The following is a 14,223-nucleotide window of genomic DNA, read 5'->3' on the forward strand; positions in this document are numbered from 1 at the left end:
GCGAAAGGCAGGTTATTTGTCGGCGAGCGTGTCGACGATGCGCCGCATCTGCTCGCCCATCAGGTCGCATTCGCGCGGCGAGGACTGCGCCATCACCTTGTCGATGAGTTCGGTGTAGACGGCGAGCGCCTCCAGAAGCAGCTTTTCGCCCTCCGGCGTCAGGAAAAGCCGCATGACGCGCTTGTCGGAGGCATCGCTCTCGCGCCGCACCAGCCCCTGTGATTCGAGCTGCGGCAACAGCATGGTGATGTTGGAGCGCCCGACCAGGAGCCGGCGCGCCAGGTCGTGCTGCGACTGGCCTGGATGGCGGTAGAGGTTCATCAGCATGTCGAGCTGCGCGATCTTCAGATCGAGCGGCGCCAGCGCCTTGGAAAGCGCGCGGATCACGGCCTTTTCGGCCCGCACCACGGCGATCCAGTTGCGAAAGCGCGGGTTGTCCCACGGCAGGTCTTGTTTTTTGTTCATTCTTGAACTAATATGTTCATCATTGAACTAATTTCACGGTGACCCACCATGGCATCATTTCCCCTGACTGTCATCCGCTCCGCCTTCCGCCTCACAGATCATCTCGCGCCCCGCCTCGCCGGCCGCCTCGCCTTCGAACTGTTCTGCCGCACGCCCCATCCCGACAAGGTGTCGGACAAGGAGGCGAGGGCGCTGGCGCAGGCCGCACCCTTGATGGCCGAGGCCCGGCTGCACCGGCTCACCACGCCGACCGGCTGCATCGCCGCCTATGATTTCCGCCCGCCCGCCGGCACCGAGCGCCGCCGCACCGTGCTCGTCATCCATGGCTGGCGCTCGCGCACCGACCACATGGTTGCCGTCATCGACGCGCTCAGGCGCGAAGGCGCGCGTGTCATCGCCATCGACCTGCCGGGCCACGGCAAGTCGTCCGGACGCCGGCTCAACATGGCCAACGCCGTCGAGGCCGCCGGCATGGCGGCCGAATGGTTCGGCCCCTTCGACGCCGTGATTGGCCATTCCTTCGGCGGCGCCGTCGCGGTCAATGCCGTCGTCGGCTCGATCCAGGGTGTGCCGCCGCTGCCGGCCGAGCGGCTGGTGCTGATCTCGGCGCCGAACTCGATGCCGACCTTTTTCGCCGAATTCGGCCGCATGCTCGAACTCGGGCCGCGCAGCCAGACGGTGCTCGTCAACCATGTCGAGACGCTGACCGGACGGCCGCTGGAGGATTTCGTCGGCTCGCTGCAGCTTGCCGAGTTCGAGGTGCCGACGCTGGTCATCCACGCGCCGGAGGACAAGGAGGTCCCGGCCGCCAATGCCTGGGCCTACGAGAAGGCGGGGCCGCATATCCGCCTCGTCTGGGCGCCCGGCCTCGGCCACCGGCGCATCCTCGCCGCGCCGGGCGTGATTGAAGAATTGACCAACTTCGTCGCCGGCGAACGCGCACCGGCGCTAGTGAATTAGCCTGCATGGCGTTGCGAGGGGGCAGGGACGTTCGCCCGGCCCCCTCGTTACCGGCCATCTGCGAGATCAAGGCTTGCCCCACGTAGCCTGCGACTGGACTTGGGGCATGAAATCCGTTTCGCTGCCGGCTTGGCCGGAGGCGCGCTCATGCAAACGATACGGACTCTCTGGGCTGGTTGCCTGGCGGCGGTGCTGCTCGCGACCGTGGCACTTGCCGGTCCTCAGGACGATTTTGCCAGGGCACAGGAACTGCGCGAGCGTGGCGATCTCACCGGCGCCTTCGAACTGTTTCGTTCAGCCGCAACGCACGGCCACCTCGATGCGCGAGTGGAGATGGGGCGAAGCTATGCCAACGGCATGGGCGTACCGCAAGACTTCGCCAAGGCGCATGTCTGGTATGACATCGCCGTGATGAACGGCAGTTCGGGAGCAATTTTCGGCCGCCGCAACGCCTTCAAGCAACTGTCGGACTCGGAAGTCGCAGAAGCCACCGCGCAAGCGCGGCTGTGCATCGAGACCAATTATCTCGACTGCATGTGACCAGAAAGGCGGCGGCCCGCGTCGGGTCTCTCGAAAGGCTCAGCCCTTCGGCTTGCCCGGCTCGTGCGGCAGGCCGGCCTCCTTCTATCAACGGGTTCGTAGCCCCGCCCAGTCAGTGTTGTCCCTGAGGAAGACTCTCCACTAGGACCGTTCGTCTAGAGGCCGAGCCGAGAAATGGGGCGGAGTCTCTCTGCGGAACTCAAACTCGAGTTGCTTCGAGGTAAGAAGCTGATCGCCATTGGCCCGAGCGTATCGGACGAAAGATTCGCCGGACCAAGAACTGCGATTGCAGACGTGTCTCAGCAATGGGCGGTGGGGATAGGCCTTAGCATCGAGATTGGAAAGATGTTGCCATCCGTTGGTGTCGATCTGCTCTGCGATAAAATTGAGTAGAGAGCCGGACGCCCTCATATGATGCACGACTAATTTCCGGATTGCACGAATAGCGGCACCAGCGGGATTGGGATTGGGAAGCAAATTTACATCGAGGAATCGTTCGTTCAGCGCTTCTCGCGTTCCCTCTTTCGCTACAAGACGGTTCTCGCCAAGCACATAAAGAATAGCGTCAACGTTAAAGAAAGTCGTTTCGACTACATCTTCCAAGCGAGATACATTCTTATGTCCTTCGACATTAGCCCACGTCTCTTGAGCGCTCCAAAAATCGATTCTAATGCCACCATGGAATTTTAGTCCATAGCCGCCAAACTTGTTTGGTCGAGCATCGTAATGGGAAATAACTTGTTTGAACGCTGCGGCGTCTTGAACCTCCACTACGAAGTCCAAATCAGAAGTGAACTGTGCAGGCGGGAGGAAATGAAGCTCGCGCAACGCTCCTCCGATAAGTGCGACTCTGCCTGCGCCACGAAGGCGATCTAGTGCAACAGCGACCTCACGATCACGTTTTACATATCGACTTCGGACAGAGCGAGCTCTGCTTATCAATTGCTTGTCAGTGGTAATCGTATCGCCCATCGTCCAACTGTCTAAATTTGGCCTCGAGATCAATGGCGAAATTCTCCGTCATCCCAGAGACCATATCAGTCAGAAGCAGCATCTGGCGATATCGCACTCCTGCGGCGTCGCCCATGCCTGCGGTATCTGACTCATAGCACCGTACATAGTTTTGAGAGATGTGACTAAACACAAACTCTCCAAAGGGTGTCGACGTCCGCGGAGCCAAAGCAGCGCGGTCATTTCCGTCAAGCTCAGACGGTAGCGGGGAGCACTCTTCGATTGACCGCCAGAAGTAGCTCAACAACGAACGGAGAAGATTATCCCCGCGTAGTTCAATTTCCTTTACTGCCGGGGCGTTATACGCGTGGTCAGATGCAAGCGATTTCAGGGCCTTACATAGGTCCGAAGCTTCCGACGCCTTGATGAGGGACTGCTTAAAGTTCCCACTGATTATAGCATCTGAGTGGGCCAAGAAGGTCTTGGAGGTTGCGACTACCATCGTCTGGATAACGAATGTGCGATAATACTGAGCGCCAATATCGTTCACCTCGGATACGCTGCGCTTTTCACTCTGAAGTTCAGAAACGCGAATTTCGATTGCAGTGGCAAGATCCTCATAGTGACCATTGTTAATGCGTCTCAGAGCGGCAATAATATCGTTTATAGAAATTAACTGCTTCTTAACCGCATCTTCTATGTCAATGACAGAATAGGCGATATCGTCACAAGCTTCCATCAAATAGGCGATAGGGTGTCGCTGTCCCGGCGCTAGCCCTACTTCCGAAAGAACTCGCTCGGCGTTTTTTCGATCTGCATCAAAATAGCCAAATTTCTTGAAAGCTGGATGCTCTTCTTTTCCTCGTTTTTCAGAGCCGACGGTGTATTTCATCAACGCCGCGAGAGTAGCGAACGTTAAGTCGAGGCCATGGGAACCTTTTGACACCTGCAATCGTGTCAGTAGCCGAAAGGCCTGGGCGTTCCCCTCCCAATGCTCAAAATCTGTACGCATCTGTTCAGTTAACGGAACACCCCAACCCTCTCCATCGAATCGTTCGACAAACCAACGGCTGATCGACGTTTCACCTTGATGGCCAAAAGGAGGATTTCCTAGGTCGTGAGCAAGCCCAACCGACGCTGCAATAGTGGGCGCAAACTCAGTGTTTGGGGCGTTGCCAAACGCACACTTTCGTTCGCGCAGTATCTGAGTAGCCAAAGACCGGCACAGATTTGCGACCTCGTGGGAATGGGTCAATCTAGTGCGGACGCTATCGTTCTTCTCCAACGGAAAGACCTGGGTCTTGTCGGCAAGGCGGCGCACGGGAGCAGAAAATAGGATGCGGTCGAAGTCCCTCTCAAACTCGTTGCGAGTGCTGTCATCGGTCTTTTCAACGCGCTCACCTTCGGAGAATCTCTTGTTGTTGTACAAATCGCCCATGCCAATCTCGTTTGCCAATGCACTTAAAACGTTCTCTTTCAGCGGTTTGTATCATAAGTGAGTGGTGGCACTTCAGAGTTTTTGAATTGCTGTTCTTATTTCTTTGGTCACATCGCGCACGCCTTGTGCCATCCAAACACTATCCCGCAGCATGAATTTGCTGCTGTTCGTGTGCGGAACATAAGTTGCCTGCTGCTCGACCACGGAGCGAGGTATGAGCGCCGCCCGTATCACATTGAAGTCGTCCTCAAACAATACCCCGGCGAGCACGTCAAAGTGGCCGCCGACAAGGTCACGGACGGCTGATAACTGACGTGACTTGTTACGTTTGTGGATGCGTCGTCCTTTGATCTGGTAACGCGTTCCATCTTCTCCGGTGGCGTCGAAACCACGCTCGGAATTGGGCGCTTGTTGCCATCCAAATGTTCGGCAGAACAGATACTCGGCGAAGTCTCCAGTGGGATTGTTGGCGCTTCTGACGATGCTACGCGACCTCAATTCTTCAATTATTTTCGTATGAAGAGCGAGCAAATCCGCCACGGTCGTTTCATTTAATCGGCTCAAACTGCCTGCCCCGATTAGGTCCCAGGTTACAGAACATATCGCAAAACTTGCATCCTATCTCACGTAGCACAACACACCTAGAACCACACTTTGAGGATTCTTGATTGGCTGGTGCCGCCTACGTGACTCGAACACGTGACCCATCATTACGAACTAGGCGGTCGAAGGCGTTGGCCGGGCCGACCGAAGACGCGAGGCTCAGCCCTTCGGCTTGCCCGGCTCGTGCGGCAGGCCGGCCTCCTTCCAGGCCGAGAACCCGCCCTCGACATGGCTGACGCGTTCCAGCCCCATGTCCTGCGCGGTCTTGGCCGCCAGCGCCGAGCGCCAGCCGCCGGCGCAGAAAAAGACGAAGTGGTTGCCGGTCGCGAACAGTTCCTTGTGATAGGGGCTTTCGGGATCGATCCAGAATTCCAGCATGCCGCGCGGGCAGTGCCTGGCTTGCGCGATACGGCCTTCGCGGTCGAGTTCGCGCGGATCGCGCAGGTCGATGAAGGTCACGTCGTCATTGCCGAGCAGCCCGGCGGCGTCGGCCGGAGCCAGCGCGTTGACCTCCGCGTTGGCTTCTTCGAGCAGCGCCTTGTAGCCCTTTTTCATTGGCTTCCCGTCATTGTTGTCCGCGCCGACCGCCCGCGGCGGCCTTGCCGGTCAGCGTATCACGACGACGCGGGTGCCGACATCGACCTGGTCGTAGAGATGCGTGACGTCGTCATTGGCCATGCGGATGCAGCCCGACGACATCGCCTGGCCGATCGTCCACGGCTGGTTGGTGCCGTGGATGCGATAAAGCGTGGCGCCGATGTAGAGTGCGCGGGCGCCGAGCGGATTGTCCGGCCCGCCGGGCATGTAGGCCGGCAGCTTGCGTCCCTTGGCGGCCTCGCGGCGGATCATCTGCGGCGGAGGTGTCCAGCCCGGCCATTCCTGCTTGCGCGAGATGCGGTTGCTGCCGGCCCAGGTGAAACCCTCGCGGCCGACGCCGACCGCGTATTTGATCGCCCGGCCGTCGCCGAGCGTATAGTAGAGCCGCCGCTCCGACGTATTGACGATGATCGTGTTCTTGCCGTGCGGCCCGTCATAGCGGATCACCTCGCGCGGGATCGGCGAGGAATCCGAAGAACTGCGCTTGCCATGCTCGATGCGCGGCTGGCCGCCGCGGATGATCCGCGCGAACAGGCTTTCCGCTTCAGCCGGCGCCACCAGCGGCGATGCCGGCACGATCACGAGCATCAAGGCGGCCAGCGCCGCCGCAATTGCCGAACCCAGTCTGGCCATGTCACCCACCCGAAAAAAACGCCCCCGCCGGGGCGATCGAACCTGAACGCATCTTGCGCGGCTTCGCGTGCACGTCAAGCGGTCTGGCTCGAGCCACTCATGGTTGCGACAAAGACCGCGAGGGGACACTCACCCCAGATTGAGTTCCTTGAAGAAGTCGTTGCCCTTGTCGTCGATGACGATGAAGGCCGGGAAATCCTCGACCTCGATGCGCCACACCGCCTCCATGCCGAGTTCGGAATATTCCACCACCTCGACCTTCTTGATGCAGTCCTGCGCCAGCCGCGCCGCAGGTCCGCCGATCGAGCCCAGATAGAAGCCGCCATGGGCCGCGCAGGCCTCGCGCACCTGGCGCGAACGGTTGCCCTTGGCGAGCATCACCATCGAGCCGCCGAAAGACTGGAACTGGTCGACGAAACTGTCCATGCGGCCCGCCGTCGTCGGTCCGAACGAGCCCGAGGCGTAACCCGCCGGCGTCTTCGCCGGGCCGGCATAATAGACCGGGTGGTTCTTCAGGTAGTCTGGCATCGGCTCGCCGTTTTCGAGCCTCTCGCGAATCTTGGCATGCGCCATGTCGCGCGCCACGATGATCGGCCCCGACAGCGAAAGCCGCGTCTTGACGGGGTGCTGGCCGAGTTCCTTCAGGATATCCGCCATCGGCCGGTTGAGGTCGATGCGCACGACATGCGAGGTCAGCTTTTCCTCGTCGATGTCGGGCATGTAGCGCGCCGGGTTGGTCTCGAGTTCTTCCAGGAAGATGCCGTCGCGGGTGATCTTGCCGAGCGCCTGGCGGTCGGCCGAGCACGACACGCCGAGCCCGATCGGCAGCGAGGCGCCGTGGCGCGGCAGCCGGATCACCCGCACGTCGTGGCAGAAATATTTGCCGCCGAACTGCGCGCCGACCCCCATCTGCTGGGTCAGCCTGTGCACCTCAGCCTCCATCTCGACATCGCGGAAGGCGTGCCCGGCCTCGCTGCCCTTGCGCGGCAGGCCGTCGAGATAGCGCGTCGAGGCGAGTTTCACCGTCTTCAGGTTCATCTCGGCCGAGGTACCGCCGATGACGATCGCCAGGTGGTAGGGCGGGCAGGCGGCGGTGCCGAGCGTCAGGATCTTTTCCTTCAGGAAGTCGATCAGCCGGTCATGGGTCAGGAGCGACGGCGTGCCCTGGTAGAGAAAGGTCTTGTTGGCCGAGCCGCCGCCCTTGGCCACGAACAGGAACTTGTAGGCGTCCTCGCCCTCCTCATAGAGCTCGATTTGCGCCGGCAGGTTGTTTTTCGTGTTCTTCTCCTGGAACATCGACAGCGGCGCCAACTGCGAATAGCGCAGGTTCTTCCTTTCATAGGCGTCGAGCACGCCGCGTCCGAGCGCATCGGCGTCGCCGCCCTCGGTCCACACCCGCCGCCCCTTCTTGCCCATGATGATCGCCGTGCCGGTGTCCTGGCACATCGGCAGCACCCCGCCGGCGGCGATGTTGGCGTTCTTCAGAAGGTCGTAGGCGACGAAGCGGTCATTGTCGGTCGCCTCCGGGTCCTCCAGGATCGCGGCCAGCTGCCTCAGGTGTCCGGGCCGCAGCAGATGGTTGATGTCGGCGAAGGCGGTTTCCGACAGGAGCCGCAACCCCTCCGGTTCGACGCTCAGGATGTCCTGGCCGCGGAAGGTGTCGGTACCGACATGCTCCGAGGTCAGCTTGCGGTAGGGCGTCTCGTCGGCGGCAAGCGGAAAGAGGTCTGCGAGGACCGCATCGGCCATGGGGCACTCCTGGCATCAGGCTGGGCGTTGCTGGCCGTCTTATTGTCCCTGCCGGCACAAATGTCCATGCGCCGCGCTCGGTCGCGGGTTTTCCCGGAAAACGCCGGGCTTTCCGTGAAAACGGGCAAAAACCCGGCAAAAAATTCTTTCCCCGGGTGAAAAACTTCGCGGAGACCTTCGCGCTTTGGTGACGTTCCTGCGATTTGCGAATGCCGCAATCGACCGTTAGGCTCGATTCGGCTAGCGTTAGCCAGTCCGCAAGGCGGATGGAAGACGAGCATTTTCGAGCGAACGGGCATGGGGCGATGATGACGGTTTTCCGGCAGTTTCTTGCGATCCCGGCATGTTTTCTGGCGGTGGCGGTGCTCGCCGCGCCTGAACCCGCCCAGGCCCAGAACATTTTCGAGCGGTTGTTCGGCGGCGGCATCAAGCGCAAGGAGCGCGAGGAGGTGCGGCCGGCGCCGCAGCCTAAGAAGCGCGTCGTCAAGCGCGTCAAGATTTCGGCCCCGTCCTACTACACCTATCGAGCCGACCCGCTGGTCAAGGTTTCCTTCAAACCCATTCTCGAAGGCAGGCAGGAGGTGAATTTCGCGCCGTCGCTTGGCGGCAATGGCTTCGACGAAGCTCTTGACGGACTTCAGGATTTCGACCTGCGCGCCTATGAGGATGTGGCCGCCGCGCTCGGCGAATATTACGCCGACAATCGCCGTTTCATCTGGGTCTCGGGCTTCAGCGCCAACGCCCGCGCCACTGAGGCAGTGCGCGTTCTGGGCGAGGCGGCGGGTTACGGGCTCGACCCGGCCGATTATTCGCTCAGCCTGCCGGCGCCGGGATTTGCGATGGAGGACACCGCGGCGCGCTACGCCGAGCTGATGCGTTTCGAAATGACGCTGTCGGCGCGCGTTCTGCTTTATGCCCGCGATGCCTGGCGTGGCCGCATCGATCCCAACCGGCTTTCCGGCTATCACGATTTTCCCGCAAAGCCGCTCGACCTGGCAAAGGTGCTCGACCGGCTGGCGCATACCCAGGACGTGCGCACCTATCTGGAATCGCGCCATCCCCAGAACGAGCGCTACGCCGCCCTGCGTGTCGAGCTTGAAGCGCTCCGGGCGAGCGCGGAAAACGACATCGTCGTCGATCCGAAGCTGTTCCTGCGGCCGGGCCAGTCGAGCCCCGAATTTCCCAACATGCTCAAGCTGTTCGCGCGCGAGACCGACGACGCCTTCCGGACGGAGTTCAAGGAGTTGCTCGAGGTCCACGCGGCGAGCGAGGAATACGCGCAGGAACTGGCGCCGCTGGTCAAGGCGGCGCAGAAATTCAAGGGCTTGCAGGCCGACGGCATCATAGGCCCGCGCACGGTCGGAGCCTTCGCCGGCGAATCGAAGGCGGCGCGCATCGACAAGGTCGAATACGCGCTCGAGCGTCTGCGCTGGCATCCCTCCGAACTCGGCAGCCCGCGCGTCTTCATCAACCAGCCGGCGTTCACCGCGACCTATTTCGAGGGCGGCGAGGATCGGCTGTCGATGCGCGTCGTGGTCGGCAAGACCACCAACCAGACCAGCTTCTTCCACGACGTGATCGAGCAGATCGACTACAACCCCTATTGGGGGGTGCCGCAGTCGATCATCGTCAACGAGATGCTGCCGCGGCTTTACAACGATCCGGGCTATCTCGACCGTGCCGGCTACGAGGTGACGGATGCGCGCGGCCGGCGCATCTCGTCGTCGTCGATCAACTGGGGCCGCTACGGCGGCAAGGTGCCGTTCAACGTCCGCCAGCGCCCCAGCGAGCGCAACGCGCTCGGCGAATTGAAGATCCTGTTCCCCAACAAGCACGCCATCTACATGCACGACACGCCGTCGAAGAGCCTGTTCGAGCGCGACGTGCGCGCCTTCAGCCATGGCTGCGTGCGCCTTGCCGACCCGCGCGGCATGGCCGCCGCGGTGCTTGCCAAGCCGGTCGACTATGTCGCCGCCAAGATCGGTGCCGGCCACTCCTCCGAAAAGATCACCCGCAACATTCCGGTCTATGTCGCCTATTTCACCGCCTGGCCCGACGATGCCGGTACTGTGACCTATTCCGACGACATCTACGGACGCGACGACCGGCTGAAGAAGGCGTTCGAGGCGATCGACGCCGTGCGCAAGCCGGCCGGCTGAGGCCTATTCGACAGCGGCGACCAAGAGGTCGCGCGACCCCGGCACCAGATGCACCACCTTGTAGCCGCCGGCCTTGAGGTCGGCGAGCAGACCCGGCAGCATGGTCGCCGTGCGGGCATGGATGTCGTGCAACAGGATGATGCCAGAGCGTTGCCCGGCAAGACGCGCCATGGTGCGGGCACGGATCGCCGCTGGGCTTGACTTGAAATAGTCCTTGGAATCGATGTTGGCGTCGATCACCACGATACCGCGCGCGGCGAGATGGCTGCGCAAGGCGGCCGTCGAGGCCAGATAGGGAAAGCGGAAGAACGGTGCGGCGCGATGTCCGCCGAGCGCGGCGGCAACACTGGCGCGCCCCTTGTCGATCTCGATTACCGCCGCGGCGTGGCCAAGGCCTGCCAGATTGGCGTGGCCTTGCGTATGCGTGCCGATGGTGTGGCCGCGCGCGGCCACCTTGCGGGCGGTCCCCGGATAGGCCTTTGCCATCTGACCGACCATCAGGAAGGTCGCCTTGACGCCGAAACGGTCGAGCACCTCCAGCACCCTGTCGGTGCGGCCGGGGATCGGGCCGTCGTCGAAGGTGAGCACCACTTCGCCGGGCCTCAACGCGATGTCGGAGATGCGGCTGACGCGGATCGTGCGGCCGGCGAGGCCGCCCGAGACGAGCGGCAACTGGTCGGGGCGCAGCATCGCGACCTGCGGGCTGATGTCGGCAGGTCCGGCCTGCTGCTCCTCTGCAAAGGCCAGTGCCGGTCCGTCATCGCCGGCCAGCTTCTTGGGCGCATTGGCGCAGGCTGACAGAAAAAGCGCGGCCGAAAACAGGACCGCCGTACCAAACACGCAACGCATGACACCACCCGAACAGACGAAACCTTCGGCAGCCTAACCGCGCATGGTTAAGAACCTGCTAATAGTCGCAGTTCGTTAACCGACTTGTTCACGAAGCCGTCAGTTGCTCCTTATGTTACCGTTGGCCTGCATCGAGGCTTCGATTAGATACCCATCTTCGCGTCCGAATATTGAAATGCCTGATCAGTGAAAAACATACAAACGCTCATAAAGACATGATATGATATACGAATGCGAAGCGCATCTTATATGATAGAATTAAAGCTCTTAGAAAAATTAGATTTTCATCGAGGAAACTAAACATAGGGCATAAATTATGTAAACTCGTGAATACGAAATAAGTAAAAAAGTATACTAAACTTTAAGCGGCTATCCCCGCCCGATGACTCACTCCTGTATTCTGGCGACGTGCCGGCGGTAGCGGCAACCTCCGGCGTTGATCCAACGCAGGAGGACATCATGGTCACGACACCCAACTTTACCGACGGCACCTGGCGGATCGCCTCGACGCTGCACATCAACGGCGCGCCCTTCGGCGACATTCTCTGGCAGAACATCAACAACCAGTCGCTGGTGCTCTGGCAACAGGATGGTGCCACTACGGTCGCAACCAGCGTCCTGCCCTCGGTCAGCAAGCACAAAGTCGCCGTGGTCGGTGATTTCGACGGTGACGGCCGCGCCGACCCCTATCTGCGCGATCAGGCTGTCGGCACCAACAAGGTGCTTCTGAGCAGCACCGGAGCGATTGCCAACTCCGCCTCAGCCTCCTCGGTCGCCGATGCCCGTGCGGCGACCGATCTCAACGGCGACGGCAAGGATGACATCGTCTATTTCATCAACTCCAACGCCAACCTGCTGGTCTTCCAGATGAACGGCGCCTCGGTCGCGGGCACCAGCAGCTTTGCCTCCAGCTATGCCACCAACGACACCTTGCTGAGCGTCTTCGATGGCGCCGGGTTTAGGACCTTCTCAAGCCTCTGGTTCGACACCTCGGCCAACCAGTTCAATATCGCGCGCTACACCGACGGTGTGCATTCGCTCAGCGACACCTTTACCGTCGGAGCCGGCAGGGAATTCGTCAGGGACGGCGATTTCGACGGCGACGGTGAGCGCGACTTCCTGTTCGTCGACAACGAAGGATCGGGGCTGGGCAGTTTCGAGGTCGTTTTTACCAATGGCATCGTCGATACGGGCCGGGTCATCTACTCGAATCAGTTTCTTGGCCTGCTTGGCCTCAACGCCGGCGATTTCGACGGCGACGGCCAGCTCGAACTGCTGCTTCGCGACGTCGCCACCGAAGAACTGATCGTGGCTAATGTGCGTGCCGGTACGGCAAGCGCGCAAACCATCCTCGGCACCAACGGCGCCGATTTCATCGACGGGCAGAACGGCAATGACCGCATCTGGGGGCAGGGCGGCGACGACTTCCTGCTCGGCGCCGATCAGGACGATACGATCTTCGGCGGCACCGGCGACGACCGCATCGACGGCGGCGAGGGCAACAATTCGCTGTTCGGCGATGCCGGCAACGACCGGATCCTCGGCGGCTCGGGTGACGACTATATCCGCGGCGGCGCCGGCGACGACAGCATCAGCGCGGGCACCGGCATGGATTTCATCGACGGAGATGAGGGCAATGACTATCTCGTCGGCGGTGCCTTCGGCTTTCATCATCTGCGCGGCGGCGCCGGCGACGACATCCTGATCGGCGACGACAACGTCATCATGGAAGGCGGTGACGGCAACGACATCCTGCAGGCCGAAAACGGGCTCGACAATCTGTTCGGAGGCGCCGGCGACGACTTCCTCGTCGGCGATCTTTCCGCCGACACGCTCTACGGCGGCGACGGCAATGACATCCTGTTCGGGCCGGACCGGTTCGGGCTTTCGGGCACGTCCGACACCTACTACGGAGGCGCGGGACAGGATTTCTTCTATCTCGGCAACGAGGACGTGAAATTCTATACCGGATCCGGGGAGGCGATCATCAAGGACTTCTCGCCGTTTCAGGACAAGATCGTGGTGAGCGGATTCAGCTCGGACTACAACTTCAACGATCTCGGCAACGACATCCAGATTCGACTGAGTTCCAACAACAACGTGATCGCGACCGTGGAGAACGCAGTCGACATCGCCAATGTTCAGAACAATCTGATCTTCATCGGCTGAGCGGGCTTGGCCCGCGAGAGTGCCGGCGCCAGCCGGCACTCTCCGTCTCCGCCGGCGATCGCCGCCATCTGGTGGACGCGCGGCGCCCGGCAGGCTATCCGGGGGCAACCGCGCTGGCGCGTTTGCCGGCGGCTGCGTATGTAGCGGGCGGAGTGGGCTCTTTGTTTCAGCGGATAGTGGCGTGAGAAACGCATTCAGGGACTTTTTCAGGCGCATTCGCGTTGGCCGCCATGTAAGGACCAATGGCGACCTCTACAACTACCGTGGCCTGGAGGTCGAATGCCCGCTCAGCGCCGGCCTTGGCGTCTGCAACGCGCTGATGCGCGGTAAATACGAGCGCGACGAGGCCGACATGATCCTCGCGCACCTGCCGGCCCATCTTCCCGTCATCGAGCTTGGCGGCTCGCTCGGCGTCGTTTCGCGGCTGATCCGCTCGCGCCTCGATGCCCGCACCCGTCATCTCGTGGTGGAGGCCAACCCGCGCATCGTCGAAACCTGCCGCAAGAACGCCACCCGCGACGCCGAAGACGGCGCCACCGATGTCGTGAATGCCGCGCTTTACTATGGCGCGGCCAGGGCATCCTTCACGCTCGGACCCGACGTCCATTCCAATGCGCTGTCCGGCACCGGCCGCCGCGGCGAGGAAATCGAGGTCGATACGGTCAGCCTGTCGGCGCTCCATCAGCGTCTGGGCGCGCCGGAGCGCTTTGCCCTGGTCAGCGACATCGAGGGCGGCGAGTACCAGATCATCCGGCACGAGCCGGACATGCTGGCAAAGGTCGAGATCGCCATCGTCGAAATCCACCCGGCGGCCTTCGCGGCCGAGGGCGGCAGCGAGGCTGCGTTTCTGGCGGCCTTCCACGAACGCGGTCTTGTCGAGATCGACAGGCGCGGCGACGTCGTGGTGATGAGCCGTGCCGGCACGGTCTGAACGCCGGCCGAGCCCTGATCGTGACCTGCGGCCGGCAGCCTTGCCGGCCGCGAGAACGAATCCGTAAGAGCAGGCGCCGACGGCCGCCTCTCGAGTTGTCCGGGGCCGTGAATGCCTCGGAAACCGCTGGCGAGCCAAGGCGGAATCGTCCGCGCGCTCGCTGCGAAAGCGGGCGCACC

Annotated in this window: 13 protein-coding genes; 5 read left to right on the top strand and 8 right to left on the bottom strand. The window is 61.6% G+C overall.

Features of this window, described 5'->3' with window-relative positions; all coding sequences use genetic code 11:
* Positions 1–12: 12 nt before the first annotated feature.
* On the bottom strand, positions 13–465 hold the full coding sequence (locus tag FQ775_RS05545) for a MarR family winged helix-turn-helix transcriptional regulator (protein ID WP_146298428.1): 453 nt from the start codon (positions 463–465) through the stop codon (positions 13–15).
* A 48-nt stretch (positions 466–513) separates the two neighbouring features.
* Between FQ775_RS05545 and FQ775_RS05550 the strand changes: the two genes are divergently transcribed.
* Positions 514–1,425 carry an alpha/beta fold hydrolase gene (locus FQ775_RS05550; RefSeq protein WP_146298429.1) on the top strand — a complete coding sequence of 304 codons (912 nt, stop codon included), beginning with the start codon at positions 514–516 and terminating at the stop codon, positions 1,423–1,425.
* Positions 1,426–1,572: 147 nt separating this feature from the next.
* A complete protein-coding gene (locus FQ775_RS05555) occupies positions 1,573–1,965 on the top strand; it encodes an SEL1-like repeat protein (RefSeq protein ID WP_146298430.1) in 393 nt (130 codons plus the stop codon).
* A 141-nt stretch (positions 1,966–2,106) separates the two neighbouring features.
* On the opposite strand, the gene FQ775_RS05560 is transcribed toward FQ775_RS05555, so the two are convergent.
* The 6 genes from FQ775_RS05560 to FQ775_RS05585 form a co-directional block, all read right to left on the bottom strand.
* On the bottom strand, positions 2,107–2,793 hold the full coding sequence (locus FQ775_RS05560; protein WP_146298431.1) for a hypothetical protein: 687 nt from the start codon (positions 2,791–2,793) through the stop codon (positions 2,107–2,109).
* Between the two features lie 121 nt (positions 2,794–2,914).
* A complete protein-coding gene (dgt, locus tag FQ775_RS05565; RefSeq protein WP_146298432.1) occupies positions 2,915–4,354 on the bottom strand; it encodes a dGTP triphosphohydrolase in 1,440 nt (479 codons plus the stop codon).
* Positions 4,355–4,426: 72 nt separating this feature from the next.
* Positions 4,427–4,894, bottom strand: coding sequence for a hypothetical protein (locus FQ775_RS05570; protein ID WP_246730272.1), 468 nt, complete (start codon positions 4,892–4,894; stop codon positions 4,427–4,429).
* A gap of 222 nt (positions 4,895–5,116) precedes the next feature.
* Complete coding sequence (locus tag FQ775_RS05575; RefSeq protein WP_146298434.1) at positions 5,117–5,512, bottom strand: rhodanese-like domain-containing protein; 396 nt, start codon at positions 5,510–5,512, stop codon at positions 5,117–5,119.
* Between the two features lie 51 nt (positions 5,513–5,563).
* A complete protein-coding gene (locus tag FQ775_RS05580; RefSeq protein WP_146298435.1) occupies positions 5,564–6,187 on the bottom strand; it encodes a L,D-transpeptidase in 624 nt (207 codons plus the stop codon).
* 129 nt (positions 6,188–6,316) lie between these two features.
* Entirely contained in the window at positions 6,317–7,936 is a 1,620-nt protein-coding gene (locus FQ775_RS05585) for a fumarate hydratase (RefSeq protein WP_146298436.1), read from the bottom strand.
* 305 nt (positions 7,937–8,241) lie between these two features.
* Between FQ775_RS05585 and FQ775_RS05590 the strand changes: the two genes are divergently transcribed.
* Complete coding sequence (locus FQ775_RS05590) at positions 8,242–10,095, top strand: L,D-transpeptidase family protein (protein WP_246730273.1); 1,854 nt, start codon at positions 8,242–8,244, stop codon at positions 10,093–10,095.
* Between the two features lie 3 nt (positions 10,096–10,098).
* Here the strand turns inward: FQ775_RS05590 and FQ775_RS05595 are convergent, their stop codons facing one another.
* Positions 10,099–10,944: a polysaccharide deacetylase family protein gene (locus tag FQ775_RS05595; RefSeq protein WP_146298437.1), complete on the bottom strand. Its 846-nt coding sequence runs from the start codon at positions 10,942–10,944 to the stop codon at positions 10,099–10,101.
* Positions 10,945–11,403: 459 nt separating this feature from the next.
* Here FQ775_RS05595 and FQ775_RS05600 point away from each other — a divergent pair, with 459 nt between their 5' ends.
* The gene (locus FQ775_RS05600) at positions 11,404–13,113 is read left to right on the top strand and encodes a calcium-binding protein (RefSeq protein ID WP_167812771.1); all 1,710 of its coding nucleotides are present in this window, start codon (positions 11,404–11,406) and stop codon (positions 13,111–13,113) included.
* Between the two features lie 181 nt (positions 13,114–13,294).
* Positions 13,295–14,044: an FkbM family methyltransferase gene (locus FQ775_RS05605; RefSeq protein WP_146297751.1), complete on the top strand. Its 750-nt coding sequence runs from the start codon at positions 13,295–13,297 to the stop codon at positions 14,042–14,044.
* Positions 14,045–14,223 lie beyond the last annotated feature (179 nt).

Source organism: Nitratireductor mangrovi (assembly GCF_007922615.2).
In the GTDB taxonomy this organism is placed as follows: domain Bacteria; phylum Pseudomonadota; class Alphaproteobacteria; order Rhizobiales; family Rhizobiaceae; genus Mangrovimarina; species Mangrovimarina mangrovi.